The organism is Bradyrhizobium sp. BLXBL-03, from assembly GCF_051853015.1.
Classification (GTDB): domain Bacteria; phylum Pseudomonadota; class Alphaproteobacteria; order Rhizobiales; family Xanthobacteraceae; genus Bradyrhizobium; species Bradyrhizobium manausense.
Map to the genome: position 1 here is coordinate 2,755,791 of NZ_CP182470.1, position 21,412 is coordinate 2,777,202.

The window sequence follows — 21,412 nt, forward strand, 5'->3', positions numbered from 1 at the left end:
GCAGCGTCGCTCGCGCCGAAGACAAGACTGGCCGCAATTCTAGTGCGACCAGTCCGTCTCGCAGGCCGCCAGGAAGAATCCGACGCGCTCGCGCACGAAGCCGGGAAGCTCCCTCTTCAGGTCCTTCGGCGTCTCGCCGACCAGCGAGCGGAACAGCATCGGCAGCAGAATTAGGTCGAGAAAGATCTGGGCGGTGGCGCGGCTTCGCCTGGCGCTGAAAGGGCCTCTCGGGTTGCGCGCGAGCTTCTGCGTGGCGTCGTCCAGCAGCTGGGACACCGCGGCCTGAGAGCGATCGCGCGCGGTGTCATGAACGTTGCGGCTCAGTTCGGGAAATCGCTGCGATTCAGCGATAGTGGCGCGGACCAAGTCCACCGATTCCTCCACGAACCGTTCCACGATTGCGGTCCCGAGGTTCATCAATTTGTCCTCGATGGTGCGGCCTTCCGGCGAGAATCCCTGGAAATCAGTCAATCCCTCGACCGTGCGGGCCACCACCGCCGCGAACAGCGCTTCCTTGCCGGGGAAGTGGGCATAGATCGTCGGCTTGCTCGCGGGCGCGAGTTCGGAGATGTCGTCGATGCTGGCGCTGCGATAGCCCTTTTCCAGAAACAGCTGCTGGGCGGCATCGAGGATGCGCGCCTGCGCGTCGCCGGCCGAATCCTTGGGCGGTCTGCCTCGCTTCGTCTTCTTCATTGTTGGTCCTCCGAAATCACGAGTCTGTGCGTGTCGCTTTCCCGCTTGACATGGCCCGGGAAGAAAGGCAAGAAAAAGAAAATATACGGTATAGTTTATTATTCGCCGGGAGCCGCTTGGCAGCCTGGCGAGCGCTTCCGGACCATCCGGGCCGCGCAGGTGGACGTTGGCCCGATCGTTCGATCCAGATGAGGAGAATGTCGTGATTCCGTTGAACCGAGAACCGCCCGGCTTGCAGGAAGGCACGCTGCTGCGGGAGCTGCACCACAGGGTCAGCAATGGCGTTGCCTTCGCCATCGACCTGGTCTCCGCCGCGGCCATCCGGGTCGAGGGAGCGGAAGCCAAATGCGCGCTGAGCGACGTGGTCGAGCTGCTGCAGGGCTATTCCGATGTGCATCGTGCGCTGGCCATGCCCGCGGGCGACACGCTGACCCACGCCGCGACTTACGTCCGCAAGCTGGGTTGTGGCATGCGGCGCGCGGTGCTGGACCGGATGAACATTCAGCTGGCATTCGCGACGCAGTCCCTCGCGCTGCAGCCGGAGCGCTGCTGGTATCTGGGGCTGATCGTCCACGAGCTCGTGATGCACGCGGCACGGCATGCCTGCTTCGAGGCGAGACCGGGGCAGATCAGGGTCAAGCTGACGCGGACCGGCGCGCTGGTGAACTGCGTGATCCTGGACAACGGCTCGCGCCCGGCGCGCGAGGCGTCGGACCGCGAATTGCGGATCGCGCGGGATATCGCCAGAGCGCTCGGCGGCCGGATCGAGCAGGGCTTTGGCACCGAATTCACCTCGATCGTCCTCTCGTTCCCGCTGACCGAGCGCGAACGCGACGCAAACTGGACCATCGCGACGCGCCAGATGAGGGCGCCGCGCCGCACGCGAGCCACCGCTTCGACTGACACAGCGCTCGCTTCCCGCCGATCCCAGGATGCGCTCGCCGGGCTCTTGACGCTGTCCCATCCGACGGTCGCGCCATGACCAGCCGATCCTCCCATCCGATCATGGCGCCGCGTGCAGTGAAGGTTTTCGCCGCAGCGGGCGCGCTCATCAGTATCGCACTGAGCGGCTGCAATGATCACGCGGCGCAGACGGCCGCGCGGGCCACGCTGGTCCGGACCACGATTGTGCAGCCGCGCGACCGGCAAGGCGCCATCACGTTGACGGGAGAGGTCCAGGCCCGCTTCCGTGCCGATCTTTCCTTCCGCGTCAGCGGGCGTGTGGTTGCTCGCACCGTGGACGTTGGTGCTCACGTCAACAAGGGCGACGTCCTCGCCCGGCTCGATCCGGCCGAGCAGGCGGCCGACGTGGATGCTGCGACCGCGGCAGTGGCCTCCGCCGAAGCTCAGCTGCGCGTGGCGAAGGCAACGTTCGAGCGCCAGAGCGCGCTGATCGCGAGCGGCTTCACCACCCGCACCGTCTACGATCAGGCCCAGGAGGGCCTGCGAACGGCGGTGGGCGTGCTGGAAGCAGCCCGGGCGCAGCTCGGCACCTCGCAGGACGCGCTTGGCTATACCGTGCTGCGCGCCGAAGCCGACGGCGTCGTGACCGCGCGAAATCTCGAGGTCGGCCAGGTCGTGCCGGCCGCGCAACCCGTGTTCTCGCTCGCGCAGGACGGGGAGCGGGATGCCGTCTTCGAGGTCTATGAATCCGCCTTCCTCGGCCAGACCGACAGCCGCCGCGTCACGCTGGCGCTCGTCTCCGATCCCGATGTGACAGCTGCGGGCGAGGTGAGAGAGATTTCACCTGTGATCGATGCGAAGAGCTCCACGATCCGCGTCAAGGTGTCCATCGACAATCCGCCGGCCGCGATGACATTGGGCAGCGCCGTCGCCGGAACGGTCAAGGCGAAGCCTCAGAACGAGATCGCCTTGCCCTGGAGCGCGCTGATGTCCGCGGGCAGCAAGCCTGCCGTCTGGACCGTCGACCCCAGGACGCAGACGGCGTCGCTGAAGCCGGTCACGGTCGGCGCATACGAGGCCGGACAGGTGCTGATCAAGGCTGGCCTCGAGCCCGGCGAGCGCGTCGTCGTCGACGGCGGCAAGCTCTTGAGCGTTGGCCAGTCGGTTACTGAAGCGGGAGGACGGTCATGAAGCGGCCGATCATGATGATTGCCGGCACGCTCGCGGCGGCCTCGCTGCTCGCCGGGTGTCAGCAGGAGACGAACGCGCCGGAGCCCGTGCGCCCCGTGCTCTCGATGCTGGCCAAGCCTGATAGCGGCGACAGCACAATTGCCGTCGGCATCGTCGAGCCGCGCTACAAGACCAACCTCGGCTTTCGCGTGCTCGGACGGCTGACCTCGCGCCCGGTCTATGTTGGCGACATCGTCGGCGAAGGACAAATCATCGGCACGATCGATCCCACCGCGCTCGATCTCGCCGTTCGCGCCGCCAAAGCCCAGCTTGCGAAGGCTGAGGCGCAGCTTGCGACGGCCAGGGCCACGGAGGAGCGGCAACGGACGCTGATCACCAGCGAGGCGACCACGAAACAGACACTCGACAATGCCGAGCAAGCGCGCGCCGGAGCCGAAGCGAGCGTCGCACAGGAGCAGGCGAGCCTGACGAAAGCAATCGAGCAACTCGGCTATGCCCAGATCAAGGCCGATTTCGGCGGCGTCGTCACCGCCGTTGGTGCGGAAGTGGGCCAGGTGGTCTCGCCCGGTCAAACCGTCGTGACGGTCGCGCGGCCGGACATTCGCGAGGCGGTCGTCGATATCGGGGAAGACTTTCCCGTGCCGCTCGAGGTCGGGCTCGCCTTCACCGTCAGCCTGCAGCTCCTTCCCGCCGTCGAGGTGGAGGGCAGGATCCGTGAAATCGCGCCGCAGGCGGATGCGCTGACGCGGCTGCGCCGCGTTCGGATTGCGCTCGAGAATCCGCCCGAAAGCTTCCGCCTTGGCGCGACGGTCACGGCCAGGCTCGGCAAGGACCAGGGCAAGGTCTTGCGCCTGCCCGCATCAGCGGTGCTCAGCAAGGACGGTGCCGAATTCGTCTGGGTGGTCGATCAAACCACCGGCACCGTCTCGTTGCAGAAGATCGACGGCGTCGCCGAACCGGCAGGCATCCGCGTCACCGGCGGGCTTGCCGCAGGCGCTCGAATCGTCACCGCCGGAGTTCACAGCCTCAAGCCGGGACAGCACGTCCGCATCCAACAGGATCAACAGCCATGAAGTCGTTCAACCTCTCCGACTGGGCGCTCGGCCATCGCTCGCTCGTCTGGTATTTCATGATCGCCTTCATGGCGGCCGGCCTGTTTGCCTATCTCCAGCTTGGGCGACAGGAGGATCCTGATTTCACCATCAAGACCATGGTGATCCAGGCGCAGTGGCCGGGCGCCTCGCCCGAGGAGATGACCCGTCAGGTCACCGACCGGATCGAGAAGAAGCTGGAGGAGCTGGAATCGCTCGACTACACCAAGAGCGTGACGGTCGCGGGCCAGACCACCGTGTTCGTCTACTTGCGCGATTCGACCAAGGCCGCCGACGTCAAGCCGACCTGGGTGCGCGTCCGCAACATGATCGCTGACATCAGGGGCGATTTTCCCCAAGGCGTGATCGGGCCCGGCTTCAACGACCGTTTCGGCGACGTGTTCGGCAACGTCTATGCCTTCACCAGCGACGGCTTGAGCCAGCGACAGCTGCGCGACCAGGTCGAGGATATCAGGGCCAAGGTGCTGACGGTGCCGGACGTCGGCAAGGTCGACATTCTCGGTGCGCAGGACGAGGTGATCTATCTCGAATTCTCCACCCGCAAGACCGCGGCGCTCGGCCTCGATGTCCACGCCATCATGAATTCGCTGCAAGGCCAGAACGCGGTGGCGCCATCAGGCGTGTTCCAGGAGGGGCCGGAGCGGATCAGCGTCCGCGTCAACGGCCAGTTCACCTCTGAGGCGAGCCTGAAGGCGGTTAATCTGCGCATCAACGACCGCTTCTTCCCGTTGACCGATGTCGCGACCATTACGCGCGGCTATGCCGATCCACCATCAACGCTGTTCAGATACAATGGTCAGCCCGCCATTGCACTTGCGATCGGCATGAAGTCCGGTGCCAACCTGCTCCAGTTCGGCGAGGCGCTGAAGAAAGAGATGGCCGGGATCATCGCCGACCTGCCGATCGGCGTCGGTGTCCATCTCGTTGCCGACCAGCCCGTCGTGGTCGAACATGCGGTCTCTGGCTTCACCGAAGCGCTGTTCGAGGCCGTGATCATCGTGCTCGGCATCAGCTTCCTGAGCCTGGGCTTGCGGGCGGGGCTCGTGGTCGCCATCGCCATTCCGCTCGTGCTCGCGATCACCTTCGTGGTGATGGCCTATTGCGGCATCTCGCTGCAGCGCATTTCGCTGGGCGCCCTGATCATCGCGCTTGGCCTCCTGGTCGACGATGCCATGATCGCGGTCGAGATGATGGTGGCGCGGCTCGAGATCGGCGATCCGCTCGAAAAGGCGGCCACCCACGTCTATACGTCCACCGCGTTTCCGATGCTGACGGGAACGCTTGTTACCGTGGCCGGGTTCATCCCGATCGGGCTCAACAGCAGCAATGCCGGCGAGTTCACCTTCACCCTGTTCGTGGTGATCGCGGTATCTCTGATCGTCTCCTGGATCGTGGCCGTCTTGTTCACCCCGCTGCTCGGCGTCACCATCCTGCCGGCCAGGATGAAGGGACACCACGAGCAGAAGGGCCGGATAGCTCAGCTGTTCGCGCGCCTGCTCTTGTTCTGCATGCATCACCGCTGGAGCACCATTGCGGTGACGGTCGGCGCCTTCCTGCTCGCTGTGTTCGGCTTGCAGTTCGTGCAGCAGCAGTTCTTCCCGTCGTCCGACCGTGCCGAGCTCGTCATCGACTGGAACCTGCCGCAGAATGCCTCGATCACCGACACCAACGCCCAGATGACTCGCTTCGAGCGCGAGCAGTTGCAGGGCAACGATGCGGTCGAGCATTGGTCCACCTATGTCGGCACCGGCGCGCCGCGCTTCGTGCTGTCGTTCGATGTTCAAACCGCCAACACCTGGTTCGGCCAGCAGGTGATCGTGACCAAGGGCGGCATCGCCGCGCGCGACCGTCTCAAGTCGCAGTTCGAGGACTATTTGCGGAAGACCTTCCCGGGCACCGACACCTACGTCAAGCTGCTCGAGGTCGGCCCGCCCGTCGGCCGTCCGGTGCAATACCGCCTGAGCGGCCCCGATATCGCTGAGGTCCGCGACCTCGCGCAAAAGCTTGCCGGCGTCGTCAGCAGCAGTCCTGACCTCGGCAACGTGGTGTTCGACTGGATGGAGCCCGCGCGTGTCGTCAAGGTCGATGTGCTCCAGGACAAGGCGCGCCAGCTCGGCGTCACCTCGGAAGATATCGCCACCACCCTGAACTCGGTGCTCCAGGGCACGCCGGTCACCCAGGTGCGTGACAGCATCTATCTCGTCAATGTCACGGGCCGCGCGACCGCAGCGGAACGCGCCTCGATCGATACACTGCGCGACTTGCAGATGCCCGGGCTCGGCGGCCAATCGGTGCCGCTCGGCGCCGTCGCCAATCTGCGCTACGAGCTCGAGCAGCCCACGATCTGGCGGCGCGCACGGATTCCGACGATTACTCTCAAGGCCGCTGTCGTCAGCGATGTGCAGCCGAAGACGGTCGTCGACCAGCTCGCGCCGAAGGTGGCGGAATTTGCCAAGCAGCTGCCCGCGGGTTACGCGATCAAGATCGGAGGCTCGGTGGAAGAGAGCGCCAAGAGCCAGGGGCCGATCATCGCGGTCGTGCCGTTGATGCTGTTCGTCATGGCGACCGTGCTGATGGTGCAGTTGCAGAGCTTTTCGCGCCTGTTCCTGGTGTTCGCCGTTGCGCCGCTCGCGCTGATCGGCGTCGTCATGGCCATGCTGCCGAGCGGTGCACCGCTGGGCTTCGTCGCCATCCTCGGCGTGCTCGCCCTGATCGGCATCCTGGTGCGAAACTCCGTGATCCTGATCGTGCAGATCGAGGATCTGAAGAAGGAGGGGATGCCGGCCTGGGAGGCGGTGGTGGAAGCAACCGAGCATCGCATGCGACCGATCCTGCTCACGGCTGCCGCCGCAAGTCTCGCGCTCATTCCGATCGCGCGCGAGATTTTCTGGGGTCCGATGGCCTACGCCATGATGGGCGGCATCATCGTCGGCACGCTGCTGACCCTGCTGTTCCTGCCTGCCCTGTATGTCGCGTGGTTCAGGATTCATCCTGACCAGGCGGATGAATCACCTTCACATGCCGACGAAGCCGTTGCGCACGAAGCACCGGCCGAACAGAGGCCCACGCACGACACGCCCGAGCCTGTGCTCGAGCCCCAAATCTAAAATGGAGATGATGATGCTCTCGAAGACCCGTTCAGTCCTTGCTTTCGCTGCGACGATCGCGGCGAGTTCGCTCGCCCCGTCCATGGCATTTGCGCAATTTCCGCCGCCGCCGCCGATGGCGCCCGCGGGCCTTCCACCCATGGCTGCAGCAGCGCCTCCAGCCTTCGCAGGTCCCGGTCCCGCCGCACTTGGCGGTCCTCGCCTCGGTCCGGCAGCGGGGCCGAGCGCCGATCTCGCCGCGCGAGGTGCCGGCGGCGGGCCGACCCTCGTGAACGCCGCGCGGACCACCGCGGTCAACATCGGCGGTGCCGGCTATCGCTATGGCGGTGTGCACGGATATGGATATGGAGCGCGCGCTGCGAGCTATGCCGGCGCATACGCGGCCGGCGCCTATGCCGGGTACGCCTATGGCGGCGCGCGCTCGAGCGGCTACTCGAGTAGCGACTGCTACTACGTTTATAGACGCCATGGCAGGTATCTCGTCTGCGACTAGCCGTGAGCACGTTGCATCTGACGAGCGCAGTCCGGCTGAACGCGACATGGACATCGTAAGCGCCCTGGCGGTACTGGTGCGGGTCACCGAGACCGGATCATTCTCGGCTGCGGCGCGCGAGCGCGACGTCAGCAAGGCGGCCGTGGCGCGGCAGATCTCCGCTCTCGAGGAGCATTTCGGCGTTCGTCTGCTGCACAGGACGACCCGCAAGCTCAGCCTGACCGACGACGGACAGATGCTGCTCGATCTCGCGCGCCCGGTGCTCGAAGGCATCGAGACCATCGAAGCTGCGCTTGGACGACAAAGCGCATCGCCCGTGGGCCTGGTTCGCCTCGGGATCATGGTCGCGGCCAGCCATTTTCTCGCACCGCGACTGCCGGCGCTGCTGGCGAGCAATCCCGGCCTCAAGGTCGAACTTGTTGTAAACGACCGGTTCGGCGACATGATCGAAGACCGCCTGGACCTGGCCATGCGGGTCGGGGACATCGTCGATGCGTCCCTCGTCGGACGACGGATCGGGATAGCGGCCCGTGTCGTGGTCGCGGCGCCCGGCTACATCGCAGCGCACGGCGAGCCGCGCAATCCGGCCGAACTCGCAAGCCATGCCTGCATCATCCACGACATCGGTCCGGGATCGGACATCTGGGCCTTTGCAGGGCCGGACACCGCGCGGGAGGTTCGTGTGTCGGGCGGCATGCTCGCCAATGATGGCGCCGCGGTCCATCTTGCGGCTCGTGTCGGATATGGCATTGCCTTTCTTCCGCTCGTGCAGGTGGTCGATGACCTCCGCCGAGGCGATCTGGTCCGTCTCTTGAGCGACTATCCTTCGCCGGGACTGCCCTTCAGCCTGGTGTACCCGTCACGACGGCATTTGGCGCCCCGCACCCGTCTGGTGATGGATTTCGTCATCGAGCAGGTTCGGCAGATCCGCACCGAGCAATCGGCCTTGTCCGAAGAAGCGATCGTATAGCGCGAAGCGGCGCCTGTAGCGACGAGTGGTTCCAGGATTCATCTCTTTCTTCGCGCTTTGTGCCCGACTGGTCGAGTGGATTGGCTCAATTCGCGAGACAGTCTTTCGCGCTGCATCTGCTTTTTCCGAAAGCTCGCCCCGGCTAACTGTCCGTCGGTTTCATCACCGAACCGAAAGCACGGAGTGTAGACATGACCAAGACCATCGCCTTGAGCACCATCGCAGCGGCGGCACTCGCCGCTGCGACGTTCTGGTTTAGGGCGGAGCCAGCAAGCGCGAAGAGCTACGAATATTGCCGCCTGGACTACGGTTTGGGATCGCCGCGGGACTGCGGCTACGATACCATGCAGCAGTGTCTTGCCATGATTTCCGGCCGCGGTGGCAGCTGCACGCGCGATCCCGCCTACCAGAGCGAGTCGTTTGCCTACGCTCCGAAAAACACCGGCCGTCGACACCACTAAGGCGTTCCCGATCTTGCCGAGTGTTCTGGCGCAAATTCGCGCCAGAACCTTGCTCTACCAGGCCGGCGCACCGCTGGACAATGTTCCTGACTTCGTTAAGTGTCAGGTCTTTGGACTATCAAGAGCAAAAAAATGTTGGACCTCTTGAAGAGAGGCACCGAAGAAAGCTTCGGTCTGATCGAGCGTGAACTGCGGTGCGGACTGTGGAGCTGGAATCTACGTACCGATGAGATGCACTGGTCTCGCGGGTATCATGATCTTCTGGGCATCGAGCCGGGAAAGGTAGCGCCTTCCTTTGCGGCCATCCTCCAGGTGACCCATCCGGACGATCGAGGCGCGCAGGCCGAGGTGGAGCGGGTCATCCAGAAGGCCTCGACCATCAGACGGAAATTCCGCGTCATTCGCCGCGGCGGCAACATCGCCTGGATCTACTGTCAAATCATCGTCTTTGTTGACCCGGAGGGGGCGGCGGAGAAGGCGATCGGCGTCTGCACCGATATCACGGCCCGCGAGGATCAGCTCAACCGGCTGCGGATTGCCGACGAGCGGTACCGTGCCCTGATCAAGGCTGCGGGAGCCGTGGTGTGGATCGCCAAATCGGACGGTCGAATCCACGAAGTCGTCAATTGTGATCATGGCAGCCAGATCGTTGCGTCCGAATCTGGCTGGCTCCAACTCGTCCATCCCGATGATCAGGAGAAGATGCTCAGGGTTTGTGCGGCCGCGAGCCGGGAGAAGCGTGGCTATGACGTCGTGCACCGCTTTCTCCAGGCCGACGGTACTTTCAAATGGAAGCGTTCCACCGGCCAGCCGCTGCTGGATGATGCAGGCAATATCAAGGAGTGGCTGGGGATCAGTGTTGATCTGGATCGCGATACGGCGCGCGCCGGTACCCACCGCGTGACGGGGGCGCAAATCAGGGCCGCGCGCGGGCTCGTGCGGTGGTCGGTCAAGGATTTGGCGCACGCTGCGGGGATCACGCGTGCGACCATTCGACGACTGGAAGAAGCGGACGGCGCTCCGCCTCACAACGATCCGGCGCTTGCCGCGATCGAAGCCGCGTTCGCGAGCGCCGGTGTCGAATTTTTGTTTCCGGAGGCCGGAAAACCGGGTGTGCGTCCTCGCTAATTTGACGTGTCACCAGGGCTGATTCCGCAAGATTTGTCGTTGCGTTTGCTGATCGACGACCATCGCCACAAATTTGGCTCTGAACTGCCGAAGCGAGGTGCGCGGACGCAGGCAATGGGCGCGCAATTCGCTTCGCAGCCGCCAATTTTGCCTAACAAAGGGTTAGCACGGTCGGTATTATTGTTCTGCACGTGGAGCTCCGGCGCGACGTGCAGGCATCATGACGCAAATCATTCGACATCTCGCAATCGACACGCGCACTCAGCTTCCGGCCGCGCGGCTATGGGGCTTGCCCGACGAGCCGAGTGACCTCGTCATCGCGGCGCTCGTCGTCACACTCGAAAAATACGTAGCCGTCGACATGGCGCTCACCCTTTCAAGCTACTCCGACCGGCTGGTCGACTGAGCTGGTGCGGTGCCGGATTCCCATATTTCTTTTCACAGTCACTTTTGAAAGGACCAGACCATGACGGACCTGCCCGCCTGCGCCACCTCCGATCAGCAAGCTCAGGCGAGACTGCGCTTCATGGGAATTGCACCCCGCACGGGGGAGCTGTTGCGGGAATTCTGGGCCATCGCCGAGCCGGCCGTTCCGCACATTCTGGACGGCTTCTACCGGCACGTGACGAGTGAGCCTCAGCTTGCCGCGTTGATCGGGAATGATATTCCCAGGCTGAAATCAGCGCAGGGCACGCATTGGGCGCGGCTGTTCAACGGGCGGTTCGATGACGAATACCTGAAGGGTGTCCGTGCCATCGGCATGGTCCACAACAAGATCGGCCTGGAGCCACGTTGGTACATTGGTGGATATAATTTTGTCCTGAACCAGCTCGTGGCGCTCGCCACGCGGCGCTATCGCTGGAGGCATAGGCGTCTCTGCGAGATCCTGAGCGCGGTGAATTGCGCCGTGATGCTCGACATGGAAATCGCCATCTCCGTCTACCAGGAGGCAATGCTTGCCGAGCGGGAAAGGCGGCAGGAGAAAGTCCACGCTGCGATCCGCAGCTTTGATTCCCGGATGAAAAGGGTGTTGGACACCGTCGATGGTTCGGCGGACAGTCTCCAGAGCGCAGCCAATGCCCTGGCGGCAAGCTCCTCGCAATCGACCCAGCAGTCCGGCGCGGTGGCGGCAGCTTCGGAAGAAGCGTCGACGAATGTACAGGCGGTTGCCGCATCCACGGAGCAACTGACCTCATCGATTCAGGAGATCGGCCGTCAGGTGTCCGACTCGACGAAGATCGTCCGGATTGCGGTCGAGCAATCCGCGCGGTCCGGCGACACGGTCCAGAGCCTTGCGAAGGCGGCGCAGCGGATCGGCGACGTGGTTGAGCTGATCAGCACAATCGCGGGACAGACCAACTTGCTTGCTCTCAATGCCACAATCGAAGCCGCGCGAGCCGGGGAGGCCGGGCGCGGCTTCGCTGTCGTTGCTTCCGAGGTCAAAGCCTTGGCGGAGCAGACGGCGAAGGCCACTGGCGAAATCGGAGAGCAGATTCTCTCGATTCAGGGCGCAACCAGGGAGGCGGTAGCGGCGATTCAGGATATCGGCCGCACCATCGGCTCCGTCAGCGAGATTGCGACCGCCGTCGCGGCGGCCGTGGAAGAGCAGGGCGTTGCGACCGCCGAGATTGCGCGAAATATCCAGCAGGCGGCCCAGGGCACGCAGGAGGTATCCACCAATATCACCGGGGTAAGCCAAGCCGCCACTGAAACGCGGCAGACAGCGGCAAGGCTCCTGGGCGCTTCCGAAGAGCTCTCGGTGTAGGCTACGGCCCTTCGGTCGGAGGTGGAAACGTTCTTTGCCGAAATTCGAGCAGCCTAGCGCAATATTCAAAAGTCTGGCGGCACAATGACTCAACCAACGATCGATTTCGGGGTCGGCGGACGCGCGCCGAAGCGCGAGGTGAACTGGGAGCAGCTGCTCCACACCGCCATCGAAAGCAGCTCTCATGGCCTGTGTGTCTTCGACTGGCGATCCAGGCTGGTGATAGCCAATGAACAGCACCGCAGCCTCTATTCGCTGACGTCCTCGGAGGTCTCGCCGGGTCGCCCCGCCGAGGATGTTCTCATAAGCCGCCATGCCCGGGTGGCCGGAGCGAAGGCCAATGGCCAATTGGCCGCCTATCTGGCGGCCATAAGTCGGCGCGAAGCGTTCCGCACCACCTATGAATTGCAGGACGGGTCGTTCGTCGAGCTCGATATGCATCCGATGTCGGACGGTGGCTTCGTCGAACGGCACCGCGATGTGACCGAGCTTCGCCTCGCAATGGTCCGGGCCGAAGAAGCGAGGCAGGAGCTGATCGAGAGGCAGTACGCCATCGACCAGGCCGTCATTGTCGCGATCACGGACGTCCGCGGCACGATCACCTACGCCAACGATCGGTTTTGCGAGATCAGCGGGTACACCAGGGAGGAGCTGGTCGGAAGCAACCACCGTGTCCTGAAATCGGGGGTTCATTCATCGCAGGTTTTTCGCCAGATGTACCGTTGCCTCGCCCGAGGAGGCGTCTGGCGGGGCGAGCTGTGCAACAGGGCCAAAAGTGGCGAGCTGTACTGGGTCGACACCGTGATCACGCCCCAGCTTGGCCCTGACGGGAAGCCGGTTGCCTACATGGCGATCCGGGTCGATATTACTGCCCGAAAGAAGGCCGAAGCGCAGCTCAGTCATGCGGCCCGCCATGACGCGTTGACCGGTCTTCTGAACCGTGCAGCTCTCCTGGACGATCTTTCGGAACGGCTGTCCCAGACACAGGCAAGACGGCAGCAGCTGATCATTTACCTGCTTGATCTCGACGGCTTCAAGCATGTGAATGACACGCTCGGTCATGCCGCCGGCGATGCATTGCTCAAGCAGCTAAGCGGACGTCTTGTCTCGGTTGTTCCAGAAACTGCCCTGATCGCACGCCTGGGCGGTGACGAATTCGCGATCGTGCAGTCCAGCTCCACCGACGAGCGTAAAGAGACCGAAGCGCTCGCGATCCAGCTGCTGCAGGCGATCGCCATACCGTTCTCGATAGAGTCGCAGGAGGCCTCGGTCGGCGTCAGCATCGGCATCTCGATTGCACCGTTGCATGGTGTTACGGTTCCAGAGCTGCTCTACAAGGCCGACTTGGCTCTGTATCGAGTCAAATCGGACGGGCGCAGCGGATTTCATGTCTTTGAAGATGAAATGCGCAGCCGCGCGCAAGACCGCAATCGGCTCGTCAATGAGCTCCGGGCTTCGGTTGCGCGCGGCGAGTTCGAGCTCCACTATCAACCTATCTGCGAGGCCGAATCCCTGCGGCCGCGCAGCGCGGAAGCGCTGGTGCGATGGCGCCATCCCACGCGAGGCTTGCTTTATCCAGATGAGTTCATCGGAGTTGCCGAAGATAGCGGGCTGATGGAGGCATTGGGACGGTGGACCCTGGAAAGGGCGTGCGCAGACGCCGCATCGTGGCCCGCGGAGCTCAGGGTTGCGGTCAATTTGTCTCCGGCTCAATTCCGGGGAGGGCTGCTGTTCGACTCCATCATCGGCGTGCTGATGAAAACCGGCCTTCCGCCGCATCGGCTCGAGCTCGAAGTGACGGAATCGATGCTGCTGCAGGACAGAGAGGAGAATCTCCTGTTGTTTCGCCGGTTGAAGGACCTTGGAATAACCTTTGCCCTGGATGACTTCGGCGTCGGCTATGCCTCGCTGGGTTCGGTCGTCTCATTCCCGTTCGACAAGCTCAAGATCGACCGCTCGTTCACGAGCGAGCTGCCGGGCAAGCCGGCGAGCAGGGCGGTCGTCGCATCCATCATGACATTGGCCCGCGGCCTCGATGTGGAGGTCACGGCGGAAGGTGTCGAAACAATGGAGCAGCTTGCCTATTTGCGGGGTCAAGGAATCGATTCGGTGCAGGGCTATCTGCTGGGCAGGCCTGCGCCATTCGGCCCGCTGGAGAGGGCGAGCGCGGTTGTCGGATGCAAGCCGGGCTTGTGAACCGGCGCATGGTTGACGGTCAGCTGCTTGATCCTGACATCATGCCCCTGTTTTGCCCGACGGATCAAGCTGTTTTTTTCGTAAAATTCGAAAAACCGCAGCGGCGCCAATGCGTCGGCTACTGTGCATGGGGTTGTTTTTCGAGATTGAGACAGAAACGGATAGTCACGGCACTACCAGCTTCTTGCGGATCGCATACCGGACCAGTTCGGCCGTTGACGACATTCCGAGCTTGCGCATCGCCGAGGCGCGATGGGTCTCGACCGTCTTCACGCTCAGCTTCAGAACGGCGCTGATGGATCTGTTGGTATGCCCTTCCGCGATCAATTGGACGATGCTTTGCTCGCGCGACGTCAGCAGCATGCCCGACTTGCCCTGCTTGTTGAGCTGGTAGTCGTGCAGGAGCTTCTCGACAAGGGCGCTGGTAAAATAGGGTCTTCCGTCGAGCAGCGCCTCGATCGCGAAAATGAGGTGCTTCCTGGCATCCGACTTGAACAAAAAGCCGCGGACGCCGGCCAGAACCGCTTCCGTCAGCAGCTCCTCGTCCTCATGCATCGTCAAGATCAACACTTCCATACGCTGACGGAGCGCCCTGAGACGGCGACTGACCTCAAGACCGTTGATGAGCGGCATCGAGTAGTCGACGATCACGATGTCCGGCCTCGCCTCCAATGCCAACGCGATGGCCTGCTCGCCATTGCTCGCTTCGCCCGCAACAATCCAGTTCGGCTGCATTTCAACGATTGCGCGCAGCCCGGAGCGCACGACTTCATGATCATCCGCAATCAAGATGCGTTTCACGGGCGTCGTTCTCGTTGTTCCCGCCACAGTCGAGCAGATGACTGGCGGCGGCAAGGTCGAACGATCCTATCGATCGCACGTCGCAGGATTATCCTGCAAAACCCTGAGATGCTTCTGCGAAGTTACTCAGCTGCCCTCGCTCGCGACATCTCCGGGGCCAATGCGCCCTCACGCCTCGACCAGCGAGGCGCGTACGGCGTATCGGACCAGGCCGGCAGTTGAATTCACGTCCAGCTTGCGCATGGCCGCCGCCCGATGCGCCTCCGTCGTCTTGACACTGAGGTTCAGGAGCGCGCTGATGCTCTTGTTGCTGTAACCTTCCGCAACCAGCTTGACGACGAGCTGCTCGCGCGGAGTGAGCCCGTGGGACTGGTCGGCATTGCCGCACGATGTCCGGTTCGCTCCACTCGGGCAACTCACGCTGCAAAACCGCCTATGCACCAGAAGCGATTCGACGGCTGCCAGAAGCAATCTGTTTGCATCCGATTTGACCAGGAACGCGCGTGCACCGGCCTCGAACGCCTGCTCCGCAAGCAGGCCGGAATTGTGCACCGTGAAGATCAAGACTTCCGTCGGCAACGGATATTCCCTGATCCGCCGCGCAACCTCCACGCCGGTCATCCGCGGCATCGAAAAATCCACGATCGCGACATGCGGCTGACTCTCGATTGCCGCGCTCAACACCTTGCTGCCGTCGCTCACTTCGGCGACCACTTCCCAATCCGTTCGCTGCTCGAGCACTGCCCGCAAACCTGATCGCACGGCTTCATGATCATCAGCGATAAGGAAACGCTTCATGTCTGAGTACTCCGGGGTCATTCACACGGCGGCCCGGCTTGAATGGCTGTATTCTCGCCTGCCATCGGTGTTCAGTGTTCTTGTTTCCTCACAGCGTGCTCGTTGCCCCTCGTATCAGTGCCGGCCTTGCGCGAGTTGCGCCTGTTCGGCGTCAGACCGTGCGGAAACACCGCCCGAAGGATCGTGCCGGAACGGTGCGCCGTCGTATCGGAGTAGATCTCGAGCGAACCTCCGATTTGATGAAGTCTGGCTTTCATTGCGGGAATTCCGACGCCGATTGATATCGCCCTCGCGCCTGGCCTGGCGTGGTCGGCTCGAAACCCGCGCCCGTTGTCGCTGATCGTCAGCCGAAGCTCGCTCTCGGCCACATCAAGGAGGATACCCACTTCCGTCGCCTTCGCGTGACGGAACACGTTCGTGAGGCCCTCCTGTACAACTCGCAGGATCGAGCGCTGCTTTTCGTAAGGCAGCAGATCGACCTCCGGCGCGATTCTGGTCGTGACCCGCAGCGACGTGCGCGCCGCGAAACCATCCGCGTAATGCTCGATCGTGGCCTTCAGCCTCTCCAGCGTCAGATTCTGCGGATGCAGCAAATAGGCAAAGGCGCGAATTTCCCTGAGCGCTTCGTCGATCGACGCGTCGATCTCCTGGCAAAGCCGCTCGGTCGCAGCCGGATCGCAAAGGCTCCGCCGGATCCGCATCAGGCCCAGGCTCGCAGCGATCAGATGCTGGCATGTCGAATCGTGCAGATCGGAAGCAATCCGCTGCTGGATATCCTCCTGGATGGAGGCCAAATTGAAGATCGGATGATCCAGCTCGGTGGGGGAAGAGCGATGTGGCTTCACGGCACGCACTCACTTCTCCGGTGACGCTCGACACCGAATCTCAATATCGAGCGTCTCCTACCTTGCCCAATTGGGCGAAGCGGACGGATGCGCGCGCCCGCGGGGCTCCGCTGTTATACACCGTTAGGTTGCGGACACAAACAAGTTGCCCTGCCGGAGGGTCGAGTTCTCGAATCTGTGAAAGCCCCGAGGTTCGAGTATGCAGTTTGTGCCGAAGTCGGACAGTGATTCAAAGACGATGCAATAGATGTGCAAGCGCTGCGGATGGCCTTCATGAACCATGGCGGAGGCCCACGCTTCGCTGCTACGATCGGAACTCGATGATCGTGAGTTCCATCTCGCCTGAAGTGGCGCTCGGCCGTGACACGCCGGCCACGGCCGGTCCCCACGCGATCCGCCTAGTAGTCCACCGCGTCCCTGATGATCGGGCAGGTCATGCAGTGTCCCCCTCCGCGGCCCCGACCCAACTCGGCGCCGACGATGGTGATGACCTCGATCCCCTCCTTGCGCAGCAGCGTGTTGGTATAGGTGTTGCGATCATAGGCGAACACGACGCCTGGTGAGGCGCAAACCAGGTTAGCTCCGCTGTCCCACTGCGTTCGCTCGCGCATATAGGCGTTGCCGCCCGTCTCGACGACGCGCAGCCTCTTCAGGCCGAGCGCCTCGGCCACGACCTCCACGAACGGCTTCTCGTCTTTCCGTAGTTCGATGCCGGTGGCATTGTCGGCCGGCCGATAGGAGTACGCCGTGATGTTGTTGACGATGTCGGGATAAAGCAGCACGCAATCGCGGTCGGCGAAGGTGAACACGGTGTCGAGATGCATCGCAGCGCGCAACTTCGGCATGGCGGCGACGATGACGCGTTCGGCCGCCTTCTGCTTGAAGAGCGCCGCAGCGAGCTGGCTGATCGCCTGACGCGAGGTGCGCTCGCTCAAGCCGATCAGCACATTGCCCTTGCCGATCGGCATCACGTCGCCGCCTTCGAGTGTGGCCAGTCCGTGATCCCTGGTCGGATCGCCCCACCAGACATTCACCTTTCCGGCGAAATCCGGGTGGAACTTGTAGATCGCCGTCGTGAGGATCGGCTCTTCGTGGCGCGCAGGCCAATAGAGCGAGTTGAGCGTGACCCCGCCGTAGATCCAGCAGGTCGTATCCCGTGTGTACAGCGTGTTCGGCAATGGCGGCAGCAGATACTCGGTCATGCCTGCCGCTTCACGGACCAGCTTGAGCGTCTCACCGCCATGTGCGTCCGGGAAATCATGGGTCGACACGCCGCCGATCAGGGTTTCCGCAAGGTCGCGCGGCTTGAGGCCTTCGAGGTAGGAGCGAAGCTCGTCGACGAGGCCAAGGCCGACCTGATCGGGAACGACCTGGTTGTCGAGAATCCACTTCCTGGCCTCGGGGATCGCGACCGTCTCCGCCAGCAGATTGTGCATCTCGACGACGTCGACGCCGCGGTCGCGCATCTTCTGCACGAAGTCGAAATGATCGCGCTTCGCATTTTCCACCCATAACACATCGTCAAACAGCAGGGTGTCGCAATTCGACGGCGTCAGGCGCTGATGCGCGCGGCCGGGCGAGCAGACCAGGACCTTCCTCAACTGCCCGACCTCCGAATGGACACCAAAGCGAATCGAAGTGGCCGACGTCTGATTTGCCATGGGAGCTCCCGCGAGTTTTGCTGCCTAGATCGTAATGTAGCCAGTGGCCAATCCGTGGATTCCGACAGCCGCGCCGACGGCGGCTGCGATGAAGATGCCCCACTCGACAGCTGTGAAGACCTTCGCCTTCCGTTCCAGGCGCGCCCAGAAGTACAGTGCCGTCCCAGGCGCGTAGAGGATCAGGGACAGCAGCAGAAACTTCATCCCGGCAGAGTAGATCAGGAACAGCGTGTAGATGAGGGCGATGCCGGCGAAGATCGTGTCGCGTGTGCGCTCACTGCCGCTCTTCTCATAGGTCTCGCCCCGCCTGACGAGCCGAAGCCCGTAGGCCGCGACCAGGAAGAATGGAATCAGTGACATCACGCTTGTCAGATTAAGCATCAACGCGAACGCATCCTGCGACCAATAGGTGCTGATGACGAAGAGCTGGACGATCACATTCGTCAGCCACAGCGCCGCGGCCGGGACCTTGTTCGCATTCTCCGTTCCGAACAGGGCTGGCATGTCCCTGGTCCGGCCGGCCGCCGAAAGCACCTCGGCACAGATCAGGGACCATGCAAGATAGGCTCCGAGCACCGAGACGAGGAGCCCGATGCTGACGAAGACGGCGCCCCAATGCCCGACCACCGCCTCGAGCACCGTCGCCATGGACGGCTGCCGCATCTCGGCGATGTCCGCGCGGGGAAGCACCGCGTAAGGCAGCATGGTGACGAGCACCATGAGACTGGTGACGATCACAAAGCCCAAAATCGTCGCCGCGCCGACGTGAGATCGCTCCTTGGCGTAGCGTGAATAGACGCTGGCGCCCTCGATCCCCAGAAACACGAACACCGTGACCAGCATGGTCGCACGGATCTGGTCGAACAGACCCTTGTCCGGCATGCCTTCGCCGCCCCAGAAATTGGCGCGGAACATGTCGTATTTGAACGCGACCGCGAGAATGACGATGAAGACCAGGATCGGCACGATCTTGGCGATGGTGACGACCGTGTTGATTGCGGCCGCCTGCTGCACGCCGCGCAGGATCATGAAGTGGAAGAGCCAGATTCCGATCGAGGCGACGACAATCGCGGTCACCGTGTTACCTTCCCCGAAGACCGGGAAGAAAGCGCCCAGAGTCGACTTGATCAGGACCCAGTAGGATACGTTGCCGATGCAGCTGCCGATCCAGTAGCCAAATGCCGATAAGAAGCCGGGATAGTCGCCAAACCCCGCCTTGGCATAGGCGTAGACGCCGGCATCGAGCTCGGGCTTCCGCTCGGCCAGCGCCTGGAACACGCGCGCGAGGGTGTACATGCCGCCACTGGCGATGCACCAGGCAAAGATGGCGCCGAACGGGCCGGTGGCGATGCCGAAGGTGCGGGGCAAGGAGAAGATGCCCGAGCCGACCATCGAGCCGACCACCATCGCGGTCAATGCGAACAGAGAGAGTTTTTGGATTGACGGCGTCCCAGTCATGGGGAGACCTCGCGACACGAGGAGTGCGCTACATCCCGGTCGATTGACTTGCCCGGTCGTTGCACCATGCGCCTTGGGCAGAGCCTGGAATATCGGGTGATCACCCAGGGCAGGGCCGGGATTTCCCTCGCCGGAAACGACGGCTCAAGACGGCGCCGATGCGGGAGCGCCGGTGCGTTCCTTCTCGCCGAAACAGGCCACGTACATTGTCGGCAGCAGGACCAAGGTCAGGAGGTCGCAACCAGCAGGCCGCCCATGATTGCAACGGCCATCGGTCCCCAGAATACGGTTGGCGCAATCGGAGTCATGTTCGGCGCGCCTGTCTGCAGCTTCGCAGCCTTGTCGAGCGAGGCGATCATGTCCTCCGTCAATGGCCAGCGGCCGGCATCTGCATGCTCGCCGTGACGGTGCTGCTCGCCGCTTCGATGTTTGGAGCGGATTGAACGCCTGCCCGGATCGGAAAAACATCCTTCGCACCTCGGGTTTTGTCGGATGCCGGGGTGGCGGCTCACGCTCTATCCTGGATGTCGTGCTGTGCAGTCGGGGCCAGTCGGTCCTGAGCGGAATGGAAACGGAGGTCTCAATGTCCGATCTCGTCGCGATCGTGTATCCGTCCGAAGCGAAAGCCGAGGAGGTACGTCAGCGTCTCCTCAAACTGCAGAAAGAGTATCTGATCACGATAAGCGACGCCGTGATCGCCGTGAAAACGGAGTCCGGCGGCATCAAGCTCAATCAACTCGTCAACACCACCGCGATGGGCGCGATGACCGGAAGCTTCTGGGGTCTTCTGATCGGCGTGATCTTCCTCAATCCGATCCTCGGTGTCGCGATCGGCGCGGCATCCGGCGCACTTGGCGGTGCATTGTCCGATTTCGGCATCGATGACGCCTTCATGAAGCAGCTGGCCGGCTCACTCCACACCGGCAACGCCGCGTTGTTCGTCCTGATCAAGAACATGACGGCCGACAAGGTGCTGAAGGAGATCAAGGAGGCCGGCGGGACGGTGCTGAAGACGTCGCTGGACGACGCCAAGGAACAGGCACTGCGCGACGCGCTCGCAAGCGCTGCCGCGGAGCGGCCGGCGGCCTGAAACGGCCGCCTTTGGCCGTTCAGCGCCGGCCGCCGAGCAGGCGTAGCATCATCATGAACAGGTTGATGAAGTTGAGATAGAGCGACAGCGCTGAAATGACCGACTTGCGGCCTGCCGAAGTCTCATCGTCACCGGCATCGTACATCGCTTTGATCCGCTGCGTGTCGTAGGCCGTAAGCCCGGCAAAGACGCCGACGCCTACGATCGAAATCAGCCAGTCGAGCCCGGTTGACCGCAGGAAGATGTTGACCAGGCTGGCGATGATGACGCCAATGAGCCCCATGAACAGGAAGGTGCCGAGGCCGGAGAGGTCGCGCCGCGTTGTGTAGCCAAACACGCTGAGCGCCCCGAACGTTGCGGCGGAGATGAAGAATACGCGGGTGATCGAAGCGCTGGTATAGATGTGGAACAAGGTCGAGAGCGACACGCCGACCAGCGCTGCATAGACGAAGAACAGCAGGCGCGCCGTTGATGCCGAGAGCGTATTGATGCGCGTGCCGATGAAGAACACCAGCGCCAGCGGCGCCAGGATAAACACCCACATCAAGGGACTTTGCAGCAGCGCCGGGCCGGTGAGCTGGTGGGTCAGCCACGCGGCGACGGCGGTGAGGCCGACACCCGCGGCCATGTAGTTGTAGATGCGCATCATATAGTTGCGCAATCCGGCGTCCACCGCAGCCGTGCCGCGGCCGATCGCGCCTGATGTCGAAAGGTTCTGGCCGAGGTTTGACATCGCCTGC

Annotated in this window: 20 protein-coding genes; 12 read left to right on the plus strand and 8 right to left on the minus strand. The window is 63.0% G+C overall.

The features are described from left to right. Positions 1-39: 39 nt before the first annotated feature. Positions 40-990, minus strand: a complete 951-nt coding sequence (locus tag ACNJX9_RS13095; RefSeq protein ID WP_439409137.1) for a TetR/AcrR family transcriptional regulator — start codon at positions 988-990, stop codon at positions 40-42. Between ACNJX9_RS13095 and ACNJX9_RS13100 the strand changes: the two genes are divergently transcribed. From ACNJX9_RS13100 to ACNJX9_RS13150, 11 genes are all read left to right on the plus strand, one after another. Further along, on the plus strand, positions 926-1,675 hold the full coding sequence (locus ACNJX9_RS13100) for a histidine kinase dimerization/phosphoacceptor domain -containing protein (RefSeq protein ID WP_439409138.1): 750 nt from the start codon (positions 926-928) through the stop codon (positions 1,673-1,675). The genes ACNJX9_RS13095 and ACNJX9_RS13100 overlap by 65 nt on opposite strands. Next, a complete protein-coding gene (locus ACNJX9_RS13105; RefSeq protein WP_439409139.1) occupies positions 1,672-2,787 on the plus strand; it encodes an efflux RND transporter periplasmic adaptor subunit in 1,116 nt (371 codons plus the stop codon). Before ACNJX9_RS13100 ends, ACNJX9_RS13105 begins: the two co-directional genes overlap by 4 nt. Further along, complete coding sequence (locus ACNJX9_RS13110; RefSeq protein WP_439409140.1) at positions 2,784-3,860, plus strand: efflux RND transporter periplasmic adaptor subunit; 1,077 nt, start codon at positions 2,784-2,786, stop codon at positions 3,858-3,860. Before ACNJX9_RS13105 ends, ACNJX9_RS13110 begins: the two co-directional genes overlap by 4 nt. Continuing rightward, positions 3,857-7,006 carry an efflux RND transporter permease subunit gene (locus ACNJX9_RS13115; RefSeq protein ID WP_439409141.1) on the plus strand — a complete coding sequence of 1,050 codons (3,150 nt, stop codon included), beginning with the start codon at positions 3,857-3,859 and terminating at the stop codon, positions 7,004-7,006. The genes ACNJX9_RS13110 and ACNJX9_RS13115 overlap by 4 nt, the downstream gene beginning before the upstream one ends. 13 nt (positions 7,007-7,019) lie before the next feature. After that, positions 7,020-7,499 carry a hypothetical protein gene (locus ACNJX9_RS13120; RefSeq protein WP_439409142.1) on the plus strand — a complete coding sequence of 160 codons (480 nt, stop codon included), beginning with the start codon at positions 7,020-7,022 and terminating at the stop codon, positions 7,497-7,499. 46 nt (positions 7,500-7,545) lie between these two features. Then, positions 7,546-8,469 (plus strand): LysR family transcriptional regulator, encoded by a 924-nt coding sequence (locus ACNJX9_RS13125; protein WP_439409143.1) that lies wholly within the window; start codon positions 7,546-7,548, stop codon positions 8,467-8,469. A 191-nt stretch (positions 8,470-8,660) separates the two neighbouring features. Next, positions 8,661-8,930 (plus strand): DUF3551 domain-containing protein, encoded by a 270-nt coding sequence (locus ACNJX9_RS13130; protein WP_439409144.1) that lies wholly within the window; start codon positions 8,661-8,663, stop codon positions 8,928-8,930. Positions 8,931-9,062: 132 nt separating this feature from the next. Next, positions 9,063-10,058 (plus strand): PAS domain-containing protein, encoded by a 996-nt coding sequence (locus tag ACNJX9_RS13135; protein ID WP_439409145.1) that lies wholly within the window; start codon positions 9,063-9,065, stop codon positions 10,056-10,058. 220 nt (positions 10,059-10,278) lie between these two features. Then, the gene (locus ACNJX9_RS13140) at positions 10,279-10,464 is read left to right on the plus strand and encodes a hypothetical protein (protein ID WP_439409146.1); all 186 of its coding nucleotides are present in this window, start codon (positions 10,279-10,281) and stop codon (positions 10,462-10,464) included. A gap of 60 nt (positions 10,465-10,524) precedes the next feature. After that, a complete protein-coding gene (locus tag ACNJX9_RS13145; RefSeq protein WP_439409147.1) occupies positions 10,525-11,823 on the plus strand; it encodes a protoglobin domain-containing protein in 1,299 nt (432 codons plus the stop codon). Between the two features lie 84 nt (positions 11,824-11,907). Next, the gene (locus tag ACNJX9_RS13150) at positions 11,908-14,019 is read left to right on the plus strand and encodes an EAL domain-containing protein (RefSeq protein WP_439409148.1); all 2,112 of its coding nucleotides are present in this window, start codon (positions 11,908-11,910) and stop codon (positions 14,017-14,019) included. Between the two features lie 165 nt (positions 14,020-14,184). On the opposite strand, the gene ACNJX9_RS13155 is transcribed toward ACNJX9_RS13150, so the two are convergent. The 6 genes from ACNJX9_RS13155 to ACNJX9_RS13180 form a co-directional block, all read right to left on the minus strand. Next, entirely contained in the window at positions 14,185-14,820 is a 636-nt protein-coding gene (locus tag ACNJX9_RS13155; protein WP_439409149.1) for a response regulator, read from the minus strand. A gap of 168 nt (positions 14,821-14,988) precedes the next feature. Continuing rightward, the gene (locus tag ACNJX9_RS13160) at positions 14,989-15,618 is read right to left on the minus strand and encodes a response regulator (protein ID WP_439409150.1); all 630 of its coding nucleotides are present in this window, start codon (positions 15,616-15,618) and stop codon (positions 14,989-14,991) included. Positions 15,619-15,689: 71 nt separating this feature from the next. Beyond that, on the minus strand, positions 15,690-16,472 hold the full coding sequence (locus tag ACNJX9_RS13165) for a sensor histidine kinase (RefSeq protein ID WP_439409151.1): 783 nt from the start codon (positions 16,470-16,472) through the stop codon (positions 15,690-15,692). A gap of 389 nt (positions 16,473-16,861) precedes the next feature. Next, entirely contained in the window at positions 16,862-18,124 is a 1,263-nt protein-coding gene (arcA, locus tag ACNJX9_RS13170; RefSeq protein WP_057751046.1) for an arginine deiminase, read from the minus strand. 24 nt (positions 18,125-18,148) lie between these two features. Continuing rightward, positions 18,149-19,582 (minus strand): basic amino acid/polyamine antiporter, encoded by a 1,434-nt coding sequence (locus ACNJX9_RS13175; protein WP_439409152.1) that lies wholly within the window; start codon positions 19,580-19,582, stop codon positions 18,149-18,151. Between the two features lie 227 nt (positions 19,583-19,809). Continuing rightward, entirely contained in the window at positions 19,810-19,941 is a 132-nt protein-coding gene (locus tag ACNJX9_RS13180) for a hypothetical protein (RefSeq protein WP_439410271.1), read from the minus strand. A gap of 224 nt (positions 19,942-20,165) precedes the next feature. On the opposite strand from ACNJX9_RS13180, the gene ACNJX9_RS13185 reads away from it, so the two are divergent. Further along, a complete protein-coding gene (locus ACNJX9_RS13185) occupies positions 20,166-20,672 on the plus strand; it encodes a DUF1269 domain-containing protein (RefSeq protein ID WP_439409153.1) in 507 nt (168 codons plus the stop codon). Between the two features lie 19 nt (positions 20,673-20,691). Here ACNJX9_RS13185 and ACNJX9_RS13190 read toward each other — a convergent pair whose 3' ends face one another. Next, positions 20,692-21,405, minus strand: coding sequence for a Bax inhibitor-1/YccA family protein (locus ACNJX9_RS13190; protein WP_439409154.1), 714 nt, complete (start codon positions 21,403-21,405; stop codon positions 20,692-20,694). Positions 21,406-21,412 lie beyond the last annotated feature (7 nt).